This window comes from Trinickia sp. (assembly GCF_035492435.1).
GTDB lineage: Bacteria > Pseudomonadota > Gammaproteobacteria > Burkholderiales > Burkholderiaceae > Trinickia.
The window spans coordinates 1-25,788 of sequence record NZ_DATJJF010000095.1; the positions used below are offsets into that span (position 1 = coordinate 1).

At 60.2% G+C, this 25,788-nt stretch carries 16 protein-coding genes and 1 pseudogene; 11 read left to right on the forward strand and 6 right to left on the reverse strand.

Annotated elements, in window-relative coordinates:
- Positions 1–896 precede the first annotated feature (896 nt).
- Complete coding sequence (gene poxB, locus VL598_RS07085) at positions 897–2,618, forward strand: ubiquinone-dependent pyruvate dehydrogenase (RefSeq protein WP_325325992.1); 1,722 nt, start codon at positions 897–899, stop codon at positions 2,616–2,618.
- A gap of 358 nt (positions 2,619–2,976) precedes the next feature.
- Complete coding sequence (locus VL598_RS07090; RefSeq protein WP_325326006.1) at positions 2,977–8,472, forward strand: trifunctional serine/threonine-protein kinase/ATP-binding protein/sensor histidine kinase; 5,496 nt, start codon at positions 2,977–2,979, stop codon at positions 8,470–8,472.
- Positions 8,473–8,500: 28 nt separating this feature from the next.
- On the opposite strand, the gene VL598_RS07095 is transcribed toward VL598_RS07090, so the two are convergent.
- Positions 8,501–9,949, reverse strand: coding sequence for an SLC13 family permease (locus VL598_RS07095; protein ID WP_325325993.1), 1,449 nt, complete (start codon positions 9,947–9,949; stop codon positions 8,501–8,503).
- A gap of 253 nt (positions 9,950–10,202) precedes the next feature.
- On the opposite strand from VL598_RS07095, the gene VL598_RS07100 reads away from it, so the two are divergent.
- From VL598_RS07100 to VL598_RS17000, 3 genes and pseudogenes are all read left to right on the forward strand, one after another.
- Positions 10,203–10,826, forward strand: coding sequence for a helix-turn-helix transcriptional regulator (locus VL598_RS07100; RefSeq protein ID WP_325325994.1), 624 nt, complete (start codon positions 10,203–10,205; stop codon positions 10,824–10,826).
- A gap of 568 nt (positions 10,827–11,394) precedes the next feature.
- The gene (locus VL598_RS07105) at positions 11,395–12,690 is read left to right on the forward strand and encodes a GNAT family N-acetyltransferase (RefSeq protein WP_325325995.1); all 1,296 of its coding nucleotides are present in this window, start codon (positions 11,395–11,397) and stop codon (positions 12,688–12,690) included.
- 61 nt (positions 12,691–12,751) lie between these two features.
- Positions 12,752–12,906, forward strand: a pseudogene (locus tag VL598_RS17000) (VapC toxin family PIN domain ribonuclease); the annotation flags it as partial.
- 35 nt (positions 12,907–12,941) lie between these two features.
- Here VL598_RS17000 and VL598_RS07110 read toward each other — a convergent pair.
- The 5 genes from VL598_RS07110 to VL598_RS07130 form a co-directional block, all read right to left on the reverse strand.
- The gene (locus VL598_RS07110; RefSeq protein WP_325325996.1) at positions 12,942–13,907 is read right to left on the reverse strand and encodes a bile acid:sodium symporter family protein; all 966 of its coding nucleotides are present in this window, start codon (positions 13,905–13,907) and stop codon (positions 12,942–12,944) included.
- A 274-nt stretch (positions 13,908–14,181) separates the two neighbouring features.
- Positions 14,182–15,453: an oxalate/formate MFS antiporter gene (oxlT, locus tag VL598_RS07115; RefSeq protein WP_325325997.1), complete on the reverse strand. Its 1,272-nt coding sequence runs from the start codon at positions 15,451–15,453 to the stop codon at positions 14,182–14,184.
- Between the two features lie 235 nt (positions 15,454–15,688).
- Positions 15,689–16,450 carry a GntR family transcriptional regulator gene (locus VL598_RS07120; protein WP_325326007.1) on the reverse strand — a complete coding sequence of 254 codons (762 nt, stop codon included), beginning with the start codon at positions 16,448–16,450 and terminating at the stop codon, positions 15,689–15,691.
- Between the two features lie 251 nt (positions 16,451–16,701).
- Entirely contained in the window at positions 16,702–17,805 is a 1,104-nt protein-coding gene (locus VL598_RS07125; protein WP_325325998.1) for a DnaJ C-terminal domain-containing protein, read from the reverse strand.
- Between the two features lie 261 nt (positions 17,806–18,066).
- Positions 18,067–19,089, reverse strand: coding sequence for an XdhC family protein (locus tag VL598_RS07130; protein ID WP_325325999.1), 1,023 nt, complete (start codon positions 19,087–19,089; stop codon positions 18,067–18,069).
- A 639-nt stretch (positions 19,090–19,728) separates the two neighbouring features.
- On the opposite strand from VL598_RS07130, the gene VL598_RS07135 reads away from it, so the two are divergent.
- The 6 genes from VL598_RS07135 to VL598_RS07160 all read left to right on the forward strand — a co-directional run.
- A complete protein-coding gene (locus tag VL598_RS07135) occupies positions 19,729–20,964 on the forward strand; it encodes an FAD-binding oxidoreductase (RefSeq protein ID WP_325326000.1) in 1,236 nt (411 codons plus the stop codon).
- 24 nt (positions 20,965–20,988) lie between these two features.
- Positions 20,989–21,909, forward strand: a complete 921-nt coding sequence (locus VL598_RS07140; protein WP_414718671.1) for an NAD-dependent protein deacetylase — start codon at positions 20,989–20,991, stop codon at positions 21,907–21,909.
- Positions 21,910–22,009: 100 nt separating this feature from the next.
- Positions 22,010–23,419 carry an NADP-dependent phosphogluconate dehydrogenase gene (gene gndA / locus VL598_RS07145; protein WP_325326002.1) on the forward strand — a complete coding sequence of 470 codons (1,410 nt, stop codon included), beginning with the start codon at positions 22,010–22,012 and terminating at the stop codon, positions 23,417–23,419.
- 179 nt (positions 23,420–23,598) lie between these two features.
- Positions 23,599–23,934 carry a DUF4148 domain-containing protein gene (locus tag VL598_RS07150; RefSeq protein ID WP_325326003.1) on the forward strand — a complete coding sequence of 112 codons (336 nt, stop codon included), beginning with the start codon at positions 23,599–23,601 and terminating at the stop codon, positions 23,932–23,934.
- Between the two features lie 510 nt (positions 23,935–24,444).
- On the forward strand, positions 24,445–25,047 hold the full coding sequence (locus VL598_RS07155) for a LysM peptidoglycan-binding domain-containing M23 family metallopeptidase (RefSeq protein WP_325326004.1): 603 nt from the start codon (positions 24,445–24,447) through the stop codon (positions 25,045–25,047).
- A gap of 268 nt (positions 25,048–25,315) precedes the next feature.
- Positions 25,316–25,788: glycogen/starch/alpha-glucan phosphorylase (locus VL598_RS07160; protein WP_325326005.1), on the forward strand; the 473-nt coding region annotated here is incomplete at its 3' end.

Sequence of the window (25,788 nt, forward strand, 5' to 3'; positions counted from 1 at the left end):
GCCATGTAGCTCGTATCAGCCATGATGAGTCGTCCCGTTCAAATGATGTTTGAACACGAACCGACTCGGCTTGCTTCGGCTCGCGGAGCACGGCAAAAAGCATCTGTTAACGAAGACTGGCAGGGGTGAGGCGGAGGGAAATGTCAAATTCAGTGTAGTTCGAATCGGAAGTAAAGTGAATCGAAGGTCCGAGCTGACTAGACTGTTGACGATCTGATCAGGACAACTAAGGTTTTCCTTTGTCCAGAAGCTGACCGTAGATACGTACGGACCTGCTTGCCGAAGTAGATCACGGCTCCCGCGAGAAACGTAGCACCGAATGCAACGAGCGCCATTAACCATCTTGGCAGACTATGCAACCATGTACTCGTCATTGCGGCTTGCTCCACGCGCTGTGTGAAGGCTATCTCTCTGGAAACCCGGCGAATTCAAATCAAACGCTCAACCAGACCACGAGGCTTAATCGGCAGTCTGTATGCTTGATGACGTTGCGCTGCAAGAACCGATCGGGCACATTTTTTTGGGGCGATCGACGGGTGTGATGCGCGAAGGCCTGTGCGCAGGCAGATTTAATTGACCGCAGCAGACCGCAGGCCACCAGAAGCCCACCGCCATCCCAATACAGTTTGCCTTCCCGCAAAAGCTCCAAGGCTCGGGTGCCATGGCAGCTACACGATTTTTGCTCCGTCTTCTCGACGTGCGGACGTATCTGCCGATGCACTAAGGTATCAGTTGAGCGGCAAGCAGGCGCCTCGCGTGGCGAGCGCATGTGTGAGGCCAGGCTGACCGCCGGCAATAGCGCCGGCGAGTCACTCGCCCAGCGCTAACCGCCTTCTTGCAAGTTATGGCCGGCCACAGCCCGGTTCGGCGGTGCCTTTCTCAGCGAGGAGTTGACCATGGCAAAGCAGACGATTGCTGAATATCTGGCAAAAACGCTCGCGGCTGCACGGGTCGAGCGCATCTGGGGCGTGACGGGTGACAGTCTGAATGGACTGGCGTTCAGCCTGGACCGAGTCGGCTCGATCCGCTGGATGCACACACGCCATGAGGAAAGTGCCGCTTTTGCGGCGGGTGCCGATGCTGCATCGACAGGGCGGCTAGCGGTGTGCGCGGGCAGTTGCGGACCGGGCAATCTTCACCTGATTAATGGACTGTTCGACTGTCATCGCAATCATCAATCCGTGCTCGCGATTGCAGCGCATATTCCGTCGACGGAAATCGGTCTTGGCTACTTTCAGGAGACACATCCTCAGGAGTTATTCCGGGAATGCAGCTATTTTGCCGAGTTGGTATCGAATGCCCATCAGTTTCCTCGCGTCCTCGCGCGCGCGATGCGCACTGCCGTCGAGCAGCGCGGAGTCGCCGTCATCGTGTTACCGGGCGACGTTGCATTGAGCGATGGGCCCGAGGAAGCCGCGAGTTGGACCGAATCAGCCCCGCCGTCCATCGTTCCGGCAGACGACGACCTCGACCGACTGGCGGATCTTCTCAACACGTCCGCGGCCGTGACGTTGCTGTGCGGCAGCGGCACGCAAGGCGCTCATGACGAAGTCGTAGCGTTGGCGGATACGCTGGGTGCGCCCGTGGTTCACGCGTTGCGCGGCAAGCAGTTTGTCGAATGGGACAATCCTTTCGATGTGGGCATGACGGGCCTCATTGGTTTCAGCTCGGGCTATCACGCGATGGAGTCGTGCGACACGCTGCTCATGTTGGGCACCGATTTTCCGTATCGTCCGTTTTATCCGAGCAACGCAAAGGTTGTCCAGATCGATTGGAAGGGCTCGCAACTCGGCCATCGTGCGCCGCTTGCACTCGGATTGGTGGGAACGGTCAAGGATACGATCAAGGCAGTACTGCCGCGTTTGCAAAGAAAGACCGATCGTGGGTTTATCGAGCATGCGCGCAAGCACTACGCTTCGGCAAGAAAAGGGCTGGACGACCTCGCTGTCGCGTCCGCTCCCGGCAGGCCAATTCATCCGCAATACCTGACCAAGCTCATTGACGAAACGGCCGATGAAGATGCCATTTTTACCGCGGATGTGGGCACGCCGACACTCTGGGCGGCTCGCTATCTGACGATGAATGGCAAGCGGCAGTTGCATGGCTCGTTCAATCACGGATCGATGGCGAATGCCATGCCGCAGGCGCTCGGCGCGCAGGGCGCGAATCCCGGGCGCCAGGTTGTCTCGCTATCCGGCGACGGCGGGTTGTCTATGCTGCTTGGCGATCTTCTGTCGGCGCGACAATTGAACCTGCCGATCAAGGTTGTCGTGTTCAACAACAGTCTGCTTGCCTTCGTTTCGATGGAGTTGAAGGCCGCCGGATATCTGGATACCAACGTGGATCTGAGCAAAACCGATTTTGCGGCGATTGCGAAAGCCGCCGAGATTTTTAGTATCAGGGTTGAGGAGTCGGAAAGACTTCCGGACGCGCTGAAAGTCGCATTTTCACATTCGGGCCCGGCGCTCGTCGATGTGGTGACATCGAAGTACGAGCTCGCGATGCCGCCGAAGGTCGCGCTCGCGCAGGCGAAGGGGTTTAGCCTGTTCATGCTGCGCGCGATCCTCAGCGGGCGAGGCGATGAAATCATCGAGCTTGCCAAAACGAACTTGCGCTAGTGTCCGACCTAAAGTCGAACCGCAGAAAGCACACCACCGATCAGAGTGGTCGAACTTTCGCGGGCGGGCGACTCCCCCTCTAACACGACGCCTTGCGGCGGCGTAACGCAAATACGTCTGTTTTTTTTAGGCACGAACATACCCCGTCTTCGAGCACCAAACGTTTCGCGCCACCCATAGCTGTGGCAGACTAGGCCCGTTGCTGGTCGGGCCGACGTGTAAGAGGCGCTTTTCGCCTGACAACGGCAACGGGCTTGATGCTGGAGGCCAGCAATTGGATCCGTCTCCTCAGTTCGGCGCGCTTGGCGATAACGACTCCCAGGTCTTGTGGGAGGATGGCGAACGCGCCTTCTGCCGGATGTGGTGCCCGCAGGCCGACGGGAGGCAGAGTGCCGTGCTAGTCGCACAGCTGACTTCCGAGCACCCGACGCCAGCGAGCCTTGATCGCCTCGCGAACGAATACGACTTGAGGGATGTGTTGGACGGCGGATGGGCCGTTCGCCCACTAGGGCTTGTGCACGAGGGCGGTCGAACGCTGCTATTGCTCGAGGACACGGGCGGCGAGCCGCTCAACCGACAGCTTCGGGCACCGATGCAACTGGGCCGCTTTTTGCGCCTTGCTATCGGCATCTGCGCCGCGCTTGGCAAAGCGCATCAACGTGGCCTGGTTCACAGGGATCTGAAACCAGCTCATGTTCTCGTGAATGCGAAGGCAGACGTGAGGTTGACGGGTTTTGGCATCGCTTCACGCTTGCCTCGCGAGCGTCAGCCGCCCGAACCGCCCGAGACGCTGGCTGGGACGCTCGCCTACATGGCTCCCGAACAAACCGGACGCATGAACCGTTCGGTTGATGCCCGCAGCGATCTCTATTCGCTCGGCGTCACGCTTTACCAGATGCTCACGGGCTCGTTGCCATTCACAGCGGTCGATCCCGCGGAGTGGGTGCATTGCCACATCGCGCGCAAGCCAGTCCCGCCGAGCGAACGGTTGGCCAATATCCCCACGCCGATTTCGGCCATCATCATGAAGCTGCTCGCCAAAACGGGCGAGGAGCGCTACCAGACAGCAGGCGGCCTCGAGCGCGATCTCCGACGCTGCCTCACCGAGTGGGAAGCCAGCGGCGATATCGAGCCTTTTGCGCTCGCGCAACACGATACGCCTGATCGACTGCTGATTCCCGAAAAGCTGTATGGGCGAGAACGCGAAGTCGAGGCCTTGCTGGCCGCGTTCGATCGCATCGTCGAACGCGGCGGGCCGGAACTGGTGCTCGTGCTGGGGTATTCGGGCGTCGGCAAGTCATCGGTCGTCAACGAACTGCACAAAGTGCTGGTGCCGCCGCGGGGGCTCTTCGCCGCAGGCAAGTTCGATCAGTACAAGCGTGACATTCCCTATTCGACGCTCGCTCAGGCTTTCGAGAGTCTTGTGCGGCCGCTTCTCGGCAAGAGCGATGAGGAACTCACTGGCTGGCGCGACGCATTGATAGAGGCGCTCGGCCCGAACGGGCGGCTCATCGTCGATATAGTGCCTGAGTTGAAGTTTGTCGTTGGAGATCAGCCACCGGTCCCCGAGCTTCCGCCACAGGACGGGCAACGGCGTTTCCAATTGGTGTTGCGGCGATTTCTCGGCGTCTTTGCCCGCGCAGAACATCCGCTGGTGCTCTTTCTCGACGACTTGCAATGGCTCGACGTGGCGACGCTCGATCTGCTCCAGGATCTGTTGACCGGCACCGATGTGCATCACCTGATGTTGATCGGCGCCTATCGCGATAACGAGGTGACAGCCGACCACCCGCTGATGCGCAGGCTCGAAGCCATCAAGGTCGCTGGCGGCAAGGTCGCAGAGATCGCGCTCGCGCCGCTTGCCGAAGCGCACCTTCGGCAGTTGATCGCGGATACGCTTCGCTGTGAACTACAGCGCGCAGCGCCGCTCGCGCAACTGGTGCAGGAGAAGACCGGCGGGAATCCGTTTTTCGCGATTCAGTTCATGTCGTCGCTGGTCGAAGAGGGCATGGTCGTCTTCCAGCATGATGCGGCGCAGTGGAGCTGGGACTTAGACGGCATCCTTTTCAAGCGATTCACGGATAACGTCGTCGATCTAATGGTCGCGAAGTTGAACCGTTTGCCGCCCGAAACGCAGGCTGCATTGCAGCAATTGGCCTGTCTTGGAAACTGCGCCGAGGTGTCGGCACTTTCGATCGTCCTCGGAGTATCGGAGGAGCAGGTCCATGCGGCCCTTTGGCCCGCCGTCAAGCAGGAATGGGTGGAGCGCTTGGCGGACAGTTACCGGTTCGCCCACGACCGGGTTCAGGAAGCGGTCTATTCACTGATCGCCGAGGAGCAGCGGGGGGAAATGCATCTTCGAATCGGGAGACTGCTGGCCGAGCAAGCGCCGGACAAGAAGCTCGAGGAGGCAGTCTTCGAAATCGTCAACCAGCTTAACCGCGCGTTTCCCTTGATCACCTCTCAGGCGGAACGTGAGCGATTGGCCGAATTTAATCTGATTGCCGGCCAACGCGCCATGGCTTCGTCAGCCTACGCGGCGGCGCTCAACTATCTCATCGCGGGCGAGGCCCTGTTGGGTGACGACTGCTGGTTGCACCAGCGGGAACTCATCTTCGCTCTCGAACTCAACCGAGCCCAGTGCGAGTTTCTGACGGGCTCGCTCGCCGCCGCGGACGAGCGACTGACCGCGCTGGTTGCCCGCGCACACGATGTGCTCGAACACGCGAGCGTTGCGTGTCTGCGTGTGGATCTGTACGCGTCCCTCAGCCAAATCGGCCGGGCGGTCGCCGTTGGCCTCGACTATCTCCGGCATCTGGATATCGAGTGGTCGCCGCATCCGACACAAGTGCAGGCCCGCAGCGAATACGAGCGGATCTGGTCAACTCTCGGAGACCGCCCGATTGAGGCACTTGTCGAGCTGCCTTTGATGAGCGAGCCGGTATCGCTCGCGACGCTCGATGTTCTCACTAAACTCGCGGTGCCGGCCTTATACACGGATGAGAACCTGGTTTTGTTGGTCATCTGCCGGATAGTCAATCTCAGCCTCGAGCGGGGGCACTCTGACGGATCTTGCTTTGCGTATGAGTGGCTGGGTGGCATGATCGCCGGCCCCCGCTTCGGTGACTCCGAGACCGGACTCCGATTTGGCCGACTCGGCTGTGAGCTGGTCGAAAAGCGTGGGTTGAAGCGCTTCGAAGCCAGGACCTACATGAACTTTGGCAATGTGATCCTGCCATGGAGGCGACACGTGCGGGCTGGCCGCGAACTGGTGCATCGCGCGTTCGAAGCGGCCAACCGAAGCGGTGACGTAACGTTTGCGGCGTACAGCCGTAATCACCTGAATACCAACCTGCTTGCGGCGGGCGATCCGCTCGATGCGGTGCAACGCGAAGCCGAAACGGGGCTTGCGTTTGCGCAGAAGATGCGGGTCGGTATAGCCATTGACTCAATCGGCTCGCAGCTCGGGCTTATTCGAACGCTGCGCGGCGTGACACCAAGTTTTGGTTGCTTTGACGATACGCAGTTCAATGAGCGTGAAATTGAGCGTCGTTTCTCCGCTAACGCTGGCTTGGCGCAGGCTGAATGTCGATATTGGATTCGCAAGCTGCAGGCGCGCTACTTTGCTGGCGACTATGCGGCAGCGGCCGATGCGTCGTCGAACGCACAACGGCTGCTTTGGACATTACCGTCCCATTTCGAGACGGCTGAATATCACTTATACGCCGCGCTCACCGTCGCTCTGTCATGCGATTGCACAGAGCTAGGCGAGCGCCAGCGCCATCTCGATGCGCTCGTCGCGCACCACCAACAGCTCAAGATCTGGGCGACTCATTGCCCGGACAATTTTGAAAACCGCGCCGCGCTAGTCGGAGCCGAGATTGCCCGGATTGAAGGCCGTGCGTCTGATGCTGAGCTTCTTTACGAGCAGGCCATCAGCTCGGCTCAGGAAAACGGCTTTGTCCATAACGAGGCGCTCGCCAACGAGCTGGCCGCTCGGTTTTATGCGGCGCGAGGGCTGCGGCGATTCGCGCAATGGTGCTTGCGCAACGCCCGCTACGGTTATTTGCGCTGGGGCGCAGCTGGCAAGGTGCAGCAACTCGATGAGCGGTATCCGCAGCTCAGGGAAGAAGAGCGTGCGTATGGCCCGACAAGTACGATCGGAACGCCGGTCGAACAGCTTGAACTCGCGACCGTGATCAAGGTTTCGCAGGCAGTTTCCGGCGAGATCGTCCTGGACAACTTGATCGATACGCTCATGCGCACAGCGATGGAGCAGGCGGGTGCCGAGCGAGGGCTGCTTTTGTTGTTGGGCGAGGGTGAGCCGCGGCTCAAAGCGGAAGCCACAACCGGCGGCGACGCGATCCGGGTGAAAATATGCGATGGGCCCGTGGATACCAGCGTGCTGCCGGAGGCAGTACTCCACTACGTCGTGCGCACCCGCGAAAACGTCGTGCTCGATGACGCCTCGACCGATTCCCCGTTCGCCTCCGATCCTTACATTCGGCAGCGGCAGGTGCGATCGGTTCTCTGCCTGACTTTGCTCGTCCAGGCAAAACTGATCGGCGTGCTTTACCTCGAAAACAGCCTGGCTCCCTTTGTGTTCGCGTCGGCCCGCGTCGCAGTACTCAGGTTGCTCGCCTCGCAGGCCGCAATCGCGCTGGAGAACGCGCGTTTATACCGTGATCTGGCTCAACGCGAGGCGAAGATCCGGCGCCTCGTCGAGGCGAACATCGTCGGGATCTTGATTTGGGACCTTGACGGTCGCATTCTCGAAGCCAATGAAGCGTTTCTCCGTATGTTGGGATACGACCGCGATGACCTCTTGTCAGGACGGTTGCGCTGGACAGAGCTCACGCCACCTGACTGGCTCGAGCGCGACAGACAAAAATGGGTGCCGGCATTGAAGACGGCGAGGCTTTTGCAGCCCTTCGAGAAAGAGTATTTCAGGAAGGACGGCTCTCGCGTGCCGATACTGATAGGCTTAGCGATGGTTGATGAAGCCGGGACCCAAGGTGTCGGGTTTGTGCTCGATCTGAGCGAGCGCAAGCAAGCCGAAGCGCAAGCACGCGAGAGCGAGCGGCGTTACCGCGAGGTGCACATGGAGCTTGCGCACGCGAATCGCGTCGCGACAATGGGCCAGCTCACCGCCTCGATCGCCCATGAGGTCAAGCAGCCGATTGGCGCGACGGCAGCCAATGCGGCGGCCGCGTTGCGCTGGCTCGGTGCGCAACCGGCCAACGTGCAAGAGGCCCGAGAGGCGCTAGATCGCATTTTGAATGACGCCCTGCGGGCCGGCGATATCATCGGCCGAATTCGTGAGCTCATCGAGAAAGCGCCCCCACGCCAGGACACCGTGAACATCAACGAAGCAGTTTGCGAGGTCATTGAACTCACGCGTGGCGAAGCCGTCAAGCACCGTGTTTCCGTGCAGGCAGTCCTCGGGTATGGATTGCCACCGATTTGCGGAGATCGCGTGCAATTGCAACAGGTCATGCTTAATTTAATCGTGAACGCCATCGAAGCCATGAGTGCAACGAGCGAAGGGCCGCGCGCATTGCTGATCAGCACAAGCGAAGAACCGCCAAATAGCGTATCGATTGCGGTGCGTGACACCGGGCCAGGACTGCCCGCGGAGGGTAGCGAGCGCGTCTTCGATCCGTTCTATACCACCAAGGTGGGTGGCTTAGGCATGGGCTTGTCGATCTGCCGTTCAATCATCGATGCGTATGGAGGACACCTCTCGGCGAAGCCGAACACGCCACGTGGCGCGGTGTTTCAGTTCATCCTGCCCGGTTGGGTGGACAACCCAATGGGAAATGACGCGGATCCAGCAGCTTCGGGGACGCGTTGAAACTGGGACCGTTTATGGCTGTGTGCCGTCACTTGACCGCAGCAAGCGCGCCAAGAAACCGCCACCAGAAGTAATCGACGGGTAGCAGGAACAAAACAGTAAGAACTGCGAGGGGAGCGCAGAGTCGAATGCCATCTTTCAACGAGACTCCGCCCAATTGCATTGCGATCATCATTGGCGGTGATTGAAAGGGGAGAAAGACTGTCGAAAAGACCGGTACTTGAAGCATCAACACGGTATATAAGGATAAACCGCTTGCATGAGACAGTTGGCCGGCAATCGGCGTCAGCACCGCCGGGAGGCCGGGCAGCGTTGTCAGCAGGCCGATCAACGCGCCGATTCCAAGGATCAGCAACACGTTGACGATGTCATGGCCCGGCTGCAAAGGCACTGCACGCAAAAGCAGATTGGCCGCCCCCACACCCAAACCGCTTTCCGTGATGACTGCTCCAAGTCCGAGGAATCCTGCGACGTACACGAGCGGCGTGATATGCATTTGCTCCGTAAACTCTTTTAGCGAGACGATGCGCGTTTGAGGCAACAGACAGGTTATGCCCGCGGCAAGACTGACCCATGCGGGCGATATGCCATGCCAGTAATCTGTCGCGTAGCACAACAGTGACAACGCGAGCACTGCACTCAATGCAACCTCACGCGCGGTGAGCTTCATAGCCCAATCGCAGCGCTCAAGACCAGGGTTGATTTCGTCAGGGTAGAGGCGGCGGACAAGCCAGATCAGCAGTGCTGACTTAAGGGCGCCTAACACAGGGAAGTGCAGCAGAAAGTACGGCCCGTAGTGAAGTTTCACACCATACAGTTGCTCCGCGGCCCCAAGCAGGACCGAGTTAGGAATATTGGCCGGCAGGATGGACGTGGGAGGCATGTAGCTCGCTGCGGCCACCGCCATAACGAGGCCCGTGCGGCCTCGCCGCCCCTCACCCAATCCGAGACGGTCTGCCAATGTCAGCGCGATAGGCGTCAGGAGCATGATTCTTCCCGTCGTCGACGGCATCACGAAAGCAAGCCCCACTGATGTAACAACGAGGGCCGACACGTAGAAACCGTACGTGCCTGCCTTCATCGAGAGCAGCAAGTCGCTGAATCGCTGAGCGAGCCCCGAGGTGCGCACGGCAATTCCCGTAATGCCCCCGCCAAAGACGAGCCACCACGCGGGCGACGCAAATCCCCCGAAGAGCGTCTGTGCAGGTGCCACCGCAAACAGCATTGCGAGCAGGAAGAACAGCAACGTCGTCACGGGCTCTTTAAAGAGGCCAAGCGCCCAAGAGCAGACTGTGAAGCAAACGAGAACTGCAGCACGCGAAGCCGTGGCGGGCAATCCCGGTAGCAACGGCATTCGTTGCAACACAACTAGCGCGATGATCACCGCCAAGAGCAGAATGCCTGTGCCTATTGTCTCGCCGGACCATCGCCGCGTGGTCACCTTGTTCAAGCCTACTGCTTTCCCAGAGTGATTCATCTCGCTGCTCCGGTCGATGAGTTACCGCAAATGGTAACGAGAATTACAATGGCAAAAATTCGCTCCCTAGCCAAAAAATTACGAAATCATGCCAGGCCGTCCTGCGTACGATCCATTGCCGAAGCGCGTCCCGACGCAGACAGAGCCTGTGACGGTCCATCTGCGCCTTCCGCCGACTGATAGCGTCATCAGTCGGCATCGGCACGCTTGGGGCCAACTCAACTGTCCCCGGCTCGGGAGCATCCGCGTCAGCGTGCCCGGCACGATGTGGATCGTTCCCCGCTACCGCGCCGTATGGATACCGCCCGGGATTGAACATGAGGTGGTCATGCAAGGAGAAGTCGAATTCCATGCTCTCTATGTCGAGCCGGCAGCGTCGCCGCTGCCGCTTGATCGATGTGCCGTCGTTGAAGTGAGCCCGCTTATGCGCGAACTTGTCAACGCTCTGGCCGACGATGTCATCGCGCAGGAACGGCGAAGGCGGATGGCGATGGGGCTGCTCGTGGAAGAGATTCGTGAAGCGCCTTCTCTGCCGCTCGGCCTGCCGTTGCCGGAAGAGCGACGCCTGCGTGCGTTATGCATGGCAATGATGGAAGACCCAGCGTCGGAAAACACGCTCGAGGAGTGGGCACCGATCATCGGCGCCAGCGCGCGGACGTTGGCTCGTTTATTTGATACCGAGTTGCATACGAGTTTCGGCGTCTGGCGCAGGCAACTGAGATTGGCACGTGCAATCGACCTGATCGGCCGCGGCATGCCTCTTGCCGACGTGGCAACTGAAGTCGGATATGCCAATGCACCGGCCTTTTCGACTATGTTCAGAAACTCACTAGGTTTCCCGCCGTCCCAGCTATCCACCGGGCAGACACTGCGGTGACCCGTACAGCGTGCGCGGCCGATCGGCCACCGCCGCGATCAGCGCAAAAAAAACGCCCCGACTCGGCATGCGTGTCGTTGCGGCAAATGTCTCGCGCGCCCTCAAAATGAATGAGGCGCCGTGACGCGTGCTTGATCGTCTAGATCGTGGAAAGAGTGGATCGGCTAGCAATGCTTCGGTCGAGGAATTCGACGTCTAGGCTTTGGATGGAATGTAATTGTCCGGTCCATTAACGGCGATTCATGTCGGAAAACCGGTTTTGCCCACGAATTGCGCCGCTCGCATCGGGTAATGGCGCTTGGCAAAGCGCAAACGGAAAGAATGTTGGAGTTTCTCGTTGCAACCAGGATGGCCGAAAGCTACTTGGAATTTTGAGCAACGAAGCCGCCAACCTACCTCGCCAAGATCTTCAGCGTAATGGGCATACTGTGCGTCATCGCACGTTGCCACAATGGCTTGGCATGCAAAATTCAGGTGAATGCCAACGGAGTGTAGATGTGCGTCGTCGGCCGCTGCCGTTTTATGGGGTGCTGACTTATTTCCATTCCTGACATGAACCGTTCAAGAAATGCGAGTGTATTCGATGTGCTCTTGCAAGCAGCGAGTCGACATAATCGAAGCTCCCGAGGATTTTCATGACCTTCGAGAAGAATGGATTGATTTATGGAGTCGTGCTGAAGGGCATCATCACGAGTCTTTTGCAGTTTGCTGGCTGAGCTGGCAGTGTGTCGCCCGTCGAGCAGGACGTTCGCTTCGCATTATCACCGTCAGAAGTGAAGGGCGCTTAATTGCCGTGTGGCCGCTGGTTCGGTGGCGCAATCGGTTTTGGACGGTGTTGCGGAGATTGAGCCCGGAATCGGCCGACTATACGACCGTTCTAATTGATCCTGCGTACTCCTCACCGGAACTCGTCAATTTAATATGGCGTGCCGCCCGCGAGCGATGTTCGGCCGACATCATCACGCTCCCCTATCTCGAGAGTAAAGGCGAGTTGTTTCGTCTCGCTTCGATGCATCACGGCGTGATGAAGGCAAAGGAGCATCCGTACGCCGTTGCCAGACTGTCGATGGAGACAGACTGGCATCGCTATGCGGAATCGCTGGGTGCGCTGTCAGGCAACAAGCCTGGCGCGCTGCGCCGACGGCTGGAGAGGCGGGGCCAGTTGGAATTGCGCATACTTGGTCCAGAGGATGCCCAGGAGAACGCTCGCGTGATCGACTGGATGCTCGATTGCAAGCGCGAGTGGGCGAAGCGCACCGGTAAACAAGGCGAGTGGCTGTTCTCGGAGGCGTACCGCGATTACCTTGTCAAACTCGCGAATCACCGCGACAGCGATGCTTGCGCGAGGCTGCTGCTGGCCACGCTCAACGGCGCACCGATCGCCGCGAGTATGGTCGGCTTGGGAACACGCAGCATCACCGGTCTCATCGCAGGCTTCGATCCACGACAAAACAGGCTCGCGCCTGGGGCGGTAGCAACGGAGGCATGGGTCCGTTGGGCGCTGGAGTGCGGATTGGATTTAGATTTCGGCGTCGGGAACGAATCGTTCAAGCAGTATTGGAGCCGGGGCCACGGGGGTGTCGTCTGTAGCATCGATATTGCACAGACCCCTTGGGGGCGCGTCGCGTTCGCTGCGCACGAATATCGTGAAAAAGCCAAGTCCGCGGTGGCGCGTTTGCGCGGCGCTCGCGCCGAGATTTATCCCATAAGAGCAGGTTATAAAGCGCTTAGCCTCGTCGTCGGTCTCGTAGCCAAAGTGCTGCATGACAGGATGCGTGAGCTTCAAAACATGGGCGCTAGACTTCAGGGGCAACGGGTCGGTGCTGAGCGCGCAGCGCATGTGCAGAAGCGGACGGAAATTTAAAACGGGAACAACTATCCCCTGCGTTGGGATAAACGCCGGCTCCAGCCTTGCACCGGCAGAGAATGCGATTGCGAACCGGGCGGCGAGGATTAGAAAGGCCAAGCGAATTCGGTTGCGGGATGTCGTTGTGTGGGCGACGGCACAGGTGCACTCGCTGCTGCTCGTTTCACGAAATACCCAAATTTTCCCGCGGACGAACCAAGCGTCCGCGTCCCTCCCGTACTACATCGAGGTAACGCGGCCGCTTCCATTCAACGATGCTTCTCCCCCCATCGTTGGGCGAGCGGGGCACAGACCATCAGTTGAATTTGATGGAACAACATGACCGGCAGCACAATGGCGCCCACGGTACTCGATGCAAACATGACTTTGGCCATGGCAATTCCCGACGCCAAGCTCTTTTTCGAGCCGCAAAAGGTGACTGTCATGCGATCTTCGCGCGAGAAACCGAGCCATTTGCTGATCATGGAGGTCGTCACGAGAGCGGTTGCCAGCAAAATGCCGTCGATAAGCAGCAGCGCACCGAGTGACGATATCGACAGGCGATGCCAAAGTCCCTCTGCCACGCCTTCGCTAAATGCCGAGTAGACGATGAGCAAGATCGAGCCTTGATCGACGAAACGGATCACATTGCGCTTTCGCTCGACCCAGCCTCCAATCGCTGGGCGCAACAACTGGCCGGCCGCGAACGGTACAAACAATTGCAGCACGATGTTGCCCACGGTCGCCCAAGGCGACCCCGACGTGGCGTGGTTGGAGATGATCAGGCTAATCAGCGCCGGCGTAATGAAAATGCCAAGCAGGCTCGAGGCCGACGCACTGCAGATGGCTGCGGGAACATTGCCCTTGGCCATCGACGTAAACGCAATCGACGATTGGATCGTCGAGGACAGCGTGCAAAGAAAAAGCACGCCGGTATAGACCGTTGGCGTGACGAGCGGCGAGAGAATCGGCTTGAACGCGAGACCGAACAACGGAAAAAGAACGAACGTCGTCAACAGCACAAGAGCATGCAGGCGCCACTGCGTGGCCCCTGACACAATCGCTTCACGCTGCAGCTTCGCCCCGTGCATGAAGAAGAGCATTGCAATGGCGAAGTTGGTCAGCCAGTCGACAGCAACCGCGGCTTCGCCTCGGCAGGGCAGGATGCTCGCGAACGCGACGGTTCCCGCCAGCGCGAGCGTAAAGTTGTCGGGAAGGAACTTGGGACGGGACACAATAGCGAATCGAATTCGAGGTTGGGCCAAGCCGCGATAGGCACGGGTGCACCCACGCCATGCGGCAAAGGCATAACAATACGCTGCCTCGCTTTCAATGCGCCTTAAAAATGAAAATGCTGTGCCGCAAGGCAGCACAGCATGCAAGGGTGCCGCAAACCAGTGCTCACACTTTTAGCAACGGCGAGCACCAAGGCGAGGGCAAATTAGCGACCCGAACGACTCAGACGCATACGCATACGATTTGAGCGACGAGCGACAAGGCTAACAAGGCTTAAGCGCCCCGGCGCGCGAGGAAGCGGGCGCGTGAGGGCTTGAGCACAAAGAACGCGAGAAGCGCTGTCGTCAGATCGAGTGCGATGGCGCAGCCGAACACGGGAATCCAGCTGCCGGCATGCTGGTGCAGCAGCGCGGCGAGCGGCCCGCCAAAGATCGAGCCGATACCGAACGAGACATAGAGCCAGCCATAGTTCGCTGTCGCGAAACGGTTGCCGAACGTGTCGGTCAGCGTCGAGGGGAACAGTGAGAAGATTTCGCCCCAACCGAAGAACACGATGCCCGACAACAGCACGAAGAGCATCGGGTCGCTGCGCGTCATCAGCCACAGCGTCATGGCGATGCCTTCGAGCGCAAACGCGAACGTCATCGTATTTTCGCGGCCGAACCGGTCCGAAACCCAGCCGAAGAGCGGCCGCGTAAGACCGTTGCAGAAGCGGTCGATCGTGAGCGCGAGGGGAACTGCGGCGAGGCCGAAGACAAGCACCTTGCTCACGCCGAAGTCGGCGGCGAAGCTGGCCATTTGCGAGGTGACCATGAGGCCCGACGTCGACATCATCGTCATCATCAGGAACATCAGCCAGAAGATCGGCGTCTTCAGCATTTGCGAAGGGCGGAAGTCGCGGCTCGACGTGGCCGTGTCAGCCTCGAGCGTCTGCGGCGCCGTGCGCAGTCCTTGCGCAGCGAGGACGCCGACGACTGCGAAAATCGCACCGTACAGGCCGAGTGTGTAGTCGATGCCGTGCGACGCGAGGGTCGAAGCGATGGGGAACGTCGTGACGATCGCACCCATGCCATAGCCGGCAGCGACGATGCCCGCAGCGAAGCCGCGATTGCCGGGGAACCAGCGAACGACGAGACCGACGACACCGACATAGACGATGCCCGTTCCGAGCCCACCCAATCCGCCGTAGGTCAGGTACAGCATGGTTGCGCTGCTCGCGTGGGCGGCGAAAATCCAGCTCACGCCGGCGAGCAACGTTCCGATCGAGATCAGCGTCCGCGCGCCGAAGCGGTCGATCAATGCACCTTGAAAGGGCGAGAAGAAGCCCTGCAGGACGACCAGGATCGAGAAGGTCACCTGCAACGCGGGTAATTCAACCCCGAACTTCGCCATCAAAGGCTTGGTCAGCAGCGTCCAGACATACTGCGGACTGGAAATCGTCATCATGCAGATCAGACCCAGCAGCAACTGGGTCCACGCGGTGCCGGCAGCCGGTACGGCCGCAGCCGCCGGTTGACGGTTGACAGAGGCAGGTGTGGTGTTCATCAGTTTCTCGCTTTTATTGGGGCGACGCACGCCTGTCGGCAATTGCCGGATGCTCGATATCGCCCTCTTGTATACAAGGGTGTCGACATTTAGCGAGAGTCGTGCCAGACGGCGCCAGTCGGCGCTCAAGCGGTAAGCAGATGAGGTGGGACCGTTGTGGGGCGGGGCTTGCCGATCCGGCTGCTTTCTGAAAAGAGATGCACCGATGCAACGCGGGTGGAAAATGGTCGCGCCCTTAAATGGTGCGACGCTTGCCCGAACGGGGCGGGGGGAGTGCGTGAGGGGCCAAAGTGGTGCGCGCGTCTTGAAGACGGTGCACCGTCAACTTGCGGACTTCCGTACAGCTCGCCCGGATATGTTCCTCGAGCAAGCGCGTTGCGCCTTGCGCGTTACGTTCGTGCAGCGCGCCCAGGATGGCCGCATGCTCCTCATAGGCTTCGTCGCAACAGTCGCCGTAAACGAAATCGAGACGTCGCACGATGCGGATGCGGTCGGTCACGTTGCGCATCGCGGACATCAGTTCTTCGTTGCCGGTGGCGTCGACCAGTGCCTGATGAAAGGCTTCATCGAGCGCGGCCAACGCTCGCCCATCCCGGATGCGATGCTTCGGCGGCACCTTCCATGTTGCAGCGAGCGCGTCCAATGTCGACGCGACTCTGGCTGCACCGCTGGAAGCCGGGTGCTCCAGCGCGCTGCAAATCTTTCGGACAGCAAACGTTTCGAGCAACTCGCGCATCTCGTAGAGATCGTCGAATCGCTTGAAGTCAATGGGCACAACCTCCCAGCCTCCGCGCACGTAGCCTTGCATGAGGCCATCCGATTGCAAGCGTTGCAGGGCTTCGCGCGCGGGTGTGCGCGAGACTTCGAAGCGCTCCGCAACGCTGGCCTCGGTGATGCGATCCCCAGGCAAGAGGCGCATCTCGAAGATGTCGTCGCGCAGCTGAACGTAGACGCGGTCTGCTCGAGAAGCGGGGGGGACAACCTGCGTCGCCGTCATTTCGGGCGAACCGGACGCCACAGACGTCGACGTGACGAAGGACATGATGAAGCGCAATGAAAGATGGGGACACCGCGATGGCGGCATTAACAGAATACAGGGCGGCAGGGGCCGGCATGTCGGGCAAGCTTATCAGAAACGCGATGCGACACGCCAATCCGGGGATGGCCCTATGCACCCCTAACCCTGCATCAACCGGGCGATTGCGCAGCGCCGCGGCACTCGAAATCGGACCGTCGCGGCGACGATCCTCATCGAGCCGCAGCGCCGCGCCGTTCAGCCTCGGCGAACATCTCTCGCAAGGCCTGCCGCTGATCCTCTGTTAGATGGCGGGCCGCAGCGGGCATGGCGAGCACGATGCGCAGCTTGAGTTCGCCGCGGTTGCCGGCCGGGTCGGTAAGGCCGTATGCCGGTAGTCGAACAATGCTGCCGCTCTGTGCGTTGGGCGCGATGGTCACCTCTATCTCCCGCCCGAGGAAGGGGAGGACAGTGCTTCCGCCGAGCGTCGCCGTGACAAAGTCGACCTCGATCTCACCGATGAGATTGAGGCCATCGCGCTGAATATCGGCCCCGTACAGGATGGCGATGGTGAATATGGCATCGCCCGCCGCTCCGCCGTGCAAGCCGGGAAAACCGCCGCCGGTCACAACGATCCGCTGACCATCCCAAGCGCCAGCTGGCACGTCAACGGTATCGGATTTCGGGAGCAGTTCGACCCCCTTGTTCTGGCAGGCCGCGCACCACGGGCTGGATCTGACGCGGCCGCGGCCTGAGCACACGGTGCAGACGGTCGAATCGTGCAGACGTCCGAGCCCGCCGCAAGGCGTGCAGGGTTGCGCCATGTGCGGTGCGCTCATCCCGTTGCACTGACGGCACGTTGCGGTGATTTGGTAGCTTGCCGGCACCTCGCCCCCGTGGATGGCTACTTCAAGGGGCACATAAAGTTGGGTATGTCGATGGGCGCCTCGTACCGGCATCGGGCCCGCATGGGCAGCAAAGGCGAAGGCGCTAGCGGCGCCGGAATCGGGGCGTGCTGCGCGGGCCGTCGTCTCCTCTTGCGCGCGAGCGCCGCTGGGCTGCCGCCCTGAGTCCGCGCGGGTGTGGCTGCGCTGGCGCGGTTCCGCAGCACGGGCGCCGGCCTTCGAGGGGGCAGGCGAGCGCGGTGCTTCGCGTTTGCCCGTAAGAATTTCGAATGCTTCCTGGACACGCTTGAAAGCCGGCTCGGCCGTCGACTCGTCGCCTTTGTTGCGGTCGGGATGGTATTTGGCCCTCAGGCGGCGATAGGCCCGTTTGATATCGGCTGGCGTTGCGGCGCGCGGTAAGCCTAATCGTTCGTAGTACTCATCGAGGCTCACTCGTTTTTCCCATCGGTATCGCAAAGCGGCATTTCGACCGGCGCGAAAACGCACGCCAATTGCAAGGTTTGAATTCTGTGTTTCGAATTACCGCGGCGCGCATGCGCATCGAGACGAGAAGGTGCCACGCGCCGCGGTGTATCAGTGGTCTATCGGCATTTAAGAGCGAAGCTTAAATGCAAATAGCGATGTACCGCTTGCCGATCGATCACCGTGCATTCGATCCACAGGCAAGCGCGGCCGCAGGCTGCAAGCGTTGGCTCATACGTCGCACGTAGAGCCAACGCTTGCGGCTTGTTCTCTGGCCGCCTTGGCCCCTTCGACTTGCAAGAGCGTCGGTAGCGAAACGCCGTTTTTTGCAGCGGTCACTTCGGCAAGAATGGAAATGGCAATTTCCGGCGGCGTGCGGCTGCCGATGTAGAGGCCGACGGGACCATGCAGCCGTGCCAACTGCGCGTCAGTCAGATCGAACTCCTTCAGGCGTTCGCGTCGTGTCGCATTGTTGCGACGCGAGCCAAGCGCACCGACATAGAAAGCCGGTGTTCTTAACGCTTCCATTAAGGCGAGATCGTCGAGCTTCGGATCGTGGGTCAATGCGATGACGGCGCAGCGCTTGTCGAGCTTCATGTCGAGGACCGTGTCGTCGGGCATCGTACGCACGAGCGTCGTGCCCGGTACGTCCCACACGTCGGTGTACTCTTCACGCGGATCGCACACGGTGACCTGATAGTCGAGGCCAACGGCGATGCTGCACAGATAGCGGGACAGCTGCCCGGCGCCGATGACGAGCATTCTGTAGCGCGGCCCGTGAATCGTCACCAACCGGTTGTCGTCGAACTGGACGCCGTCGGTGGCAAGTGCGGGGGTCAGGGTTGCCGTGCCCGTCGTCATGTCGAGCGTGCGCGTGACGAGCCGGCCGGATTCCACTTCGCGGCATAACTGATCGAGACCGCTTGCCGGTGTGAGCGGCTCCAGCACGAGCTCGATCGTGCCGCCGCACGGCAATCCGAATCGATGCGCCTCTTCGGCCGAAATGCCGTATTTGATCGCTTCCGGGAGCGTTGACGTGATGCCCGATCGACGCACACGCTCGATCAGATCATCCTCGATGCACCCGCCCGAAACCGAGCCGACGACGAGGCCATCGTCGCGCACAGCGAGCATTGCACCTTCGGGACGGGGCGATGAGCCCCACGTTTTCACTACCGTAACAAGCAGCACACGATGGCCTTCCACAAGCCATCGAACACTCGACTTTAGTACTTCAAGATCCATACTTTCCATGATTCTGTTCCCTTGCCTCAGGCGCATGTCGAGCCGCGTCGCCAAGTCCTACGAACCGATTGGCCGCGGATTACTTGCCGTCGCCGCTCGCAGCGCCGGATCTTCAGTCTGAATGGGCGCACGCACCGGGTGGCATTCGTCAGATGCGCCGGCAAACGATTGAAAAAATCGCCGGTAATCCTGCACGCAGCGTCGTCAACGAGTCGCAAGCCGATTGGCGCAAGTTTTCCGCCTACTTGCGCATTTGCCGGATATCAAAGCCTTGTCGATCCTTTACCGCGTTCCTTTCAATGCTTTCGAGGCCGGGGCCGCACGAAAGGTGCTTGTATCGTTGAGTGCTTCCCAAACGCAAACTGCTGCGGCCCGTTGCGAGCCTTTCGATCAATGTCGACTTGCGGCAGGATAGCCTGAATGCCGAGCGCCCGTGGTGTGAACTGCGCATTTGGCGGCACGAGTGGCGCGAGAATGGCGCCATGCGCGAGGAGCGAAAGCGCACAGAGTGCGAACGCGGGTACCGTATCGTACAGCGCGCCCTGCGCTCCACAATTCGGTGTACTTGTATCAAGGTTGCGGCGATGCGTTCCTTCGCACGGATATAAGCGGTGCAGTGCAGATCTGCGGATATTGAATGGGCGACCCATGAAATTCGACATCATCGTGCTCGGCGCTGGCATGGTCGGCGTCTCTATCGCTGTGCACTTGCAAAAACGCGGCTACGCGGTGGCGCTTGTCGATCGCAAGCAGCCGGGCAACGAAACGTCGTTCGGCAATGCTGGGTTGATTCAGCGCGAGGGTGTCTACCCGTACGCGTTCCCGCGCGAGGTCGGCAAGTTGCTCGGCTACGCGCGCAATCGAGCGCTTGATGTTCGCTTTCATTCGGCCGCGATGCCGAAGCTGGCGCCTTTTCTGTTCCGTTATTGGCGCAACTCCCATCCCGCCCGGCACGCGACGATCGCGCGATCCTATGCTTCGCTCATCATGCAATGCGTCACCGAACATCAGACGCTTGCCGAGGCTGCGGGTGCTACGGGGCTCATGCGCCCAACCGGCTGGATCAAGGTGTTCCGGACAGCTGCCAAGCGCGACCAGGAATTCAAGGCCGCGGAGCTTGGACACAAGGAGTTTGGCGTGAACTACGAGGCGCTCGATGCGGCGCGCTTGCATGAGCTCGAGCCGAATCTTGCGGACACGCTTGCGGGAGGTGTCTGGTACACGCAGACGCAATCCGTAGCCGACCCCAACGCGCTCGTGACGGCTTACGCATGCTACTTCAAAGACCTCGGCGGGCGGTTCCTGTTGGGCGACGCTTCCACGCTGCAGGGGCAATGGCGCGTCGACACCGAAGAGGGCATGGCAGAGGGGCGATCGGCAGTGGTGGCGTTGGGACCCTGGTCAGAGCCAATCGCCTTGCGGCTCGGCTATCGGCTTTCACTGGGTATCAAGCGCGGATATCACATGCACTACCGGCAGCCGGCTGATTCGCCGCTCTTTCATCCAGTACTCGATGTGGAAAGCGGGTACCTGATAGCGCCGATGAATCGCGGCATCCGGTTGACGACGGGTGCCGAGCTTGCTTTGCTCGATCAGCCGAAGACCCCAAATCAGCTGGCGGCGGTCGAGCCGATCGCACGTGAGCTGTATCCGCTCGGCGAGCGTGTCGATGTCGAGCCATGGATGGGCCAGCGTCCGTGTACGGGAGATATGCTGCCGATCATTGGGCCGGCTCCGCGTCACCGCGATCTCTGGTTCGCGTTCGGCCACGGGCACCATGGCTTTACGCTGGGACCAGTGACAGGGCGGCTCATTTCAGAGATGTTGACGGGCAGCACCCGGCTCGTCGTCGATCCGACACCGTTTCGCGTCGATCGGTTCTAGGCGAACGGCGTAGAATTCGCATCATTGCGCTATGGCGCGCAGTCTTCGCCGCGAGCCGTCATGAGCGAGTGCGTTGGGTCTTCATCGATTGTCTCTTTCGGGAACACAGCTGCCCTTGAGGCGCTGAGCGAATTTGCGCGCCGTTATCCGCGTCTTTTCGTGCTGACAGGCGCGGGTGTCAGCACAGCATCGGGCATTCCGGGTTATCGCGATGCAACGGGCGAGTGGATGCGCGCGCAGCCCATTCAGCTCAAGGACTTCCTCGGTTGCGAGCAAGCACGAAGCCGTTATTGGGCGCGCAGCATGATCGGCTGGCCGACTCTCAGCGATGCGCATCCCAATGTTGCGCATCGCGCTCTCGCGCGGCTAGCCGCGGCGGGCCGCATTGGGCGGCTCGTCACGCAAAACGTCGACGGCCTCCATCAACGTGCGGGCAGCCGCGAGGTGATCGAGCTTCACGGCAGTATCAATGTCGTCGAATGCCTCGATTGCGGCGCGCAGCATCGGCGCGCGGCTATCCAGCAGACGCTCGCGCGCGACAACCCCACCCTCGTGGCTGCCGTTGCTGCACCGTTGGCCGATGGTGACGCCCATCTCGACTGCAGCGATTTAAGCCGTTTCCGTGTGCCGACGTGTCCGCATTGCGGCGGCTTGCTCAAGCCATCGGTCGTCTTTTTCGGCGAGAACGTGCCGCGCGAGCGTGTCGAAGCTGCCTCGCGCGGACTTGAGGCTGCCGACGCGATGCTCGTCGTCGGTTCGTCGCTCATGGTGTACTCCGGCTATCGCTTTTGTCTCAAAGCCTCGCGTGCGGGTATGCCGATTGCCGCGATCAACATCGGCCGCACGCGGGCTGACCCTTTGCTGTCGTTGAAGATCGAGGCACCGTGCGCCGATGCGCTCGCCGTGCTTGCGCAGCAACTTGCAGGGTATTTCTCCGATTGCTGACGCTCGACGCGTCATGCCCTGCGGCATTCAGTGCCGCTGCTGCTTTTCTTTCAATGTGGCTTCTATCTGCTTTCGCGTAGTGATCCATGGAGAATCGACGATGGACAAACCCGCTATCGGCGTCATCGGTCTTGCGGTCATGGGCCGCAATCTTGCGCTGAATATCGAGAGCCGCGGTTACGCGGTGGCCGTCTACAACCGCACGCGCACGAGAATCGACGAAATGCTTGCCGAGTACCCCGGGCGCAAGCTAGTGGCCGGCTATTCGCTTCAGGAGTTCGTCGACTTGCTTGAAACGCCACGCCGCATCCTGCTGATGGTGAAAGCAGGCGAAGCGACCGACGCGACGATTGCGGCGCTCAAGCCGCTGCTTGCGCCGGGCGACGTCCTCATCGACGGGGGCAACACCCATTTCACCGACACCGAACGGCGCAACGGTGAGCTTGCGAAGGCGGGCTTGCATTTCATAGGCACCGGCATTTCCGGAGGCGAAGAGGGGGCCTTGAAGGGGCCTTCCATCATGCCGGGCGGTCCACGCGACGCTTACGACCTTGTTGCGCCGATCCTGATCGAAATTGCGGCAAAAGCTCAGGATGGCGAGCCGTGCGTCGCCTACATGGGGCCCGGGGGGGCGGGGCATTTTGTGAAGATGGTGCACAACGGAATCGAATATGGCGATATGCAGCTGATCGCCGAGAGCTATGCGGTGTTGAAGCATGTCGCGGGATTGTCGAATGCCGAGCTCGCACAGGTTTATGCGAATTGGAATGAGGGCGAGCTCGACAGCTATCTGATCGATATCACTTCGCAGATATTTCGTAGGCGGGACGCGGAAACGGGTCGCGACCTCATCGATGTGATTCTTGATCGCGCCGCGCAAAAAGGTACCGGCAAATGGTCGAGCCAGAATGCCCTGGATCTCGGTGTGCCGCTAACGCTGACCACCGAATCGGTATTCGCCCGTGTGCTGTCGTCGCTGAAGACGGAACGCGTCGCCGCGAGCCGAGTGCTCCGTGGGCCGCAGGCGAAGCCGTTTGGGGGCGAGCGCCCAGCATTGATCGAAGCGGTGCGGCGCGCGCTGTATTTGAGCAAGGTGATCTCTTACGCCCAGGGATTTGCGCAATTGCGCGCGGCTTCCGACGCCTATGGCTGGAACCTCCAGTACGGCACGATCGCAAAGATCTTTCGCGCCGGTTGCATCATTCGCGCGCGTTTCCTCCAGAAAATTACCGACGCCTACGCGAACAACCCGACGCTCACCAATCTGCTACTCGATCCTTACTTCCGTGATATTGCACACAGCTACCAATCCGCTTTGCGCGAGGTAGTGATGTTTGCCGTCGCGGCCGGCGTGGCCGTTCCCGCGTTCGCATCGGCCATCACGTACTTCGACGGCTACCGGTCCGAGCGTCTGCCCGCAAACTTGATTCAAGCACAGCGAGACTTTTTCGGGGCCCACACCTTCGAGCGCGTCGATCGAGAGGGAAGCTTTCACGCAAATTGGTCATGACGAGCCAGTGGCTTGATTTCGCGGATGGTTGCTGTTTTTGTGGTGATTGATCAGATTAATCCGTTGATTGTTGCTCGTATGAAAACTGTGTTTCTCGATATGGTGGTTCCCCTAGGTGCGAAAACAATTAAAATGTGCTGGTTGCTTCAGGTGTGAGGCTGAATTTTGGAGGTTTGGTAATGAAATCGCTTGTTTTTGGTGCCGCTGTCGGCGTTGCCCTCTTGATGCCGCTTGCTTCGTTCGCGCAAGCACAAGTGCAATCGAATCAGCCGCTAACGCGTGCCCAGGTTGAGGCGGACTTGGCCCGCCTCGAGCAAGCAGGTTATCGTCCGGCAGGGCAGGACCCGCACTACCCGGCCGACATTCAAGCGGCGGAAGCACGCGTCGCAGCGCAAGACGGTACGGCTGCCGCACACACGAGCGACGTCGGCGGCGCGGCGAACGAGGCGCAATCGGGCGTCTCTGTTAGTGGTCCGACGTATGCCAACGGGCATTCGCTCTATTCCGGCCGTTGATTGGATTCGCAAAGCAATAGAAACAGCTGAAACAGTAAGAAAAACGAAAGAACATGGCTCGCCGCCCGCTTGCACGGGCGGCGAGCCTATTGTTTTTGCTTTGCTCTTCGCCGTTTATCTATGCGATCCTCGGTTGAAAATGCATTATCGGGAAGGGAACGATGCGTGCTTGACGCTACTCGAAGCGATGACGTTTGCTACGCGTCTGCTGGCACAGAACATGTTGCGCATTCCTATAGGCTATAGGCGAGGCGCGATGTCTCGTCATCGGAACTGGAGGTAGCGTTCGTTTGACGATGGGTGAGCACGCAACATGGGCGTGCTCAGCAATAGGAGGGCGACGCCGTTTGTGAAAACGCGCACCCGATTCATCGAACCCATGGCATTTAATCGAGGGCAATAGTGAAGACGATCTGGTCTTTCGCTTGGCAACAGCGCGCACTATCTCGGGCTGCGCTGTATGCCGCTTGCGCTGTGCTGGCGAGCGGTTGTATGACGACAGAGGGATGGATGACCCAGCCATCCCCATCGGCACAATCGCGCCCACCGGAACAACCGGGTAACGTCTCACCGGGCTTTTACCGAGTTCGTTCCGGCGATACGCTGGCGAGCGTGGCGGGTGGCTTCGGTCAGAGGATTCAGGACCTGGCGGAGTGGAATCGCTTGCCGATCAACGCGGACATCGTGCCGGGAGAAGTGCTGCGCGTCGTGCCGCCGGTTGCGGCGAACGCAAACGCGGCGGGGGAGCCGGCGATTCGTCTCGCTTGGCCGGCCTATGGTCAGGTGCTGAGATCCTCTGCAACGCGCAACACAAAGGGGATCGTCATCGCGGGCCAGTCCGATCAACCCGTGAAGGCCGCAGCCGACGGGCAGGTGATTTATGTGGGCAATGCAACGGATCAGTACGCGTCGCTCATCGTCATAAAGCACAGTGAGGGGCTTGTGACAGGCTATTCGTTGAGTGGGGAGGTTGCCGTCAAAGAAGGGGACGCCGTGAAGAAAGGGCAGCCGCTCGGCACCATGGGTATCGACAGATCGGGCCGTAGCACGCTCGAATTCGAGATCCGCCGTGCAGGCACACCGATGGATCCGCTCGCTTATTTGCCGCGCTAATTGCAGCCGTGCTGACGCTCGCGCTCAAGCGAGCGGGCTTGCGCTCCTCTCTTTTATCCTGCTTTTTTCCTGAGTGAAGTGACGGCCGGCCATCGTTATTCCGATGGCCTTTCGTCTTGACACTCAGGCACACTCATCTTCAGGTCGAGACGTTCCGACCCACCTCAAAAAGGCGTAACCTCAACGTTCCGCGGCACACGCCATCAGGCTTTGCGAGACACGTGCAAAGAGCAAGCGGCGTGCCGCAGCGTGGACAAGGAGGGTATTGATGACGGCCGTCGATCTCGAATTCGATCAGCTGAGCAACACCGTCGATGCGCTGCGCCGCTCCATCTCCAATCGTTTGATCTACGGTGTCGGCAAGGACGCGGTCGCTGCGCGTCCGCAGGACTGGCTCCATGCCGCGGCGCTGGCGGTTCGTGACAGGCTCGTCGCGCGCTGGATGAAAACGACACGTCAGCAGTACGAGCAAGACGTCAGGCGCGTCTATTACATGTCGATGGAATTCCTGATCGGCCGCACTTTCACGAACGCGCTGCTTGCGCTCGGCATCTATGATCAGATGAACCAGGCGTTGGCGAGTCTTGGCGTCGATATGGCATCGGTTGCCGAGCTCGAAGTTGACGCCGCGCTCGGCAACGGCGGTCTGGGGCGTCTTGCCGCCTGCTTTCTCGATTCGATGGCGACGCTGGCCATTCCGGGCTTCGGCTATGGCATCCGCTACGACTACGGCATGTTTCG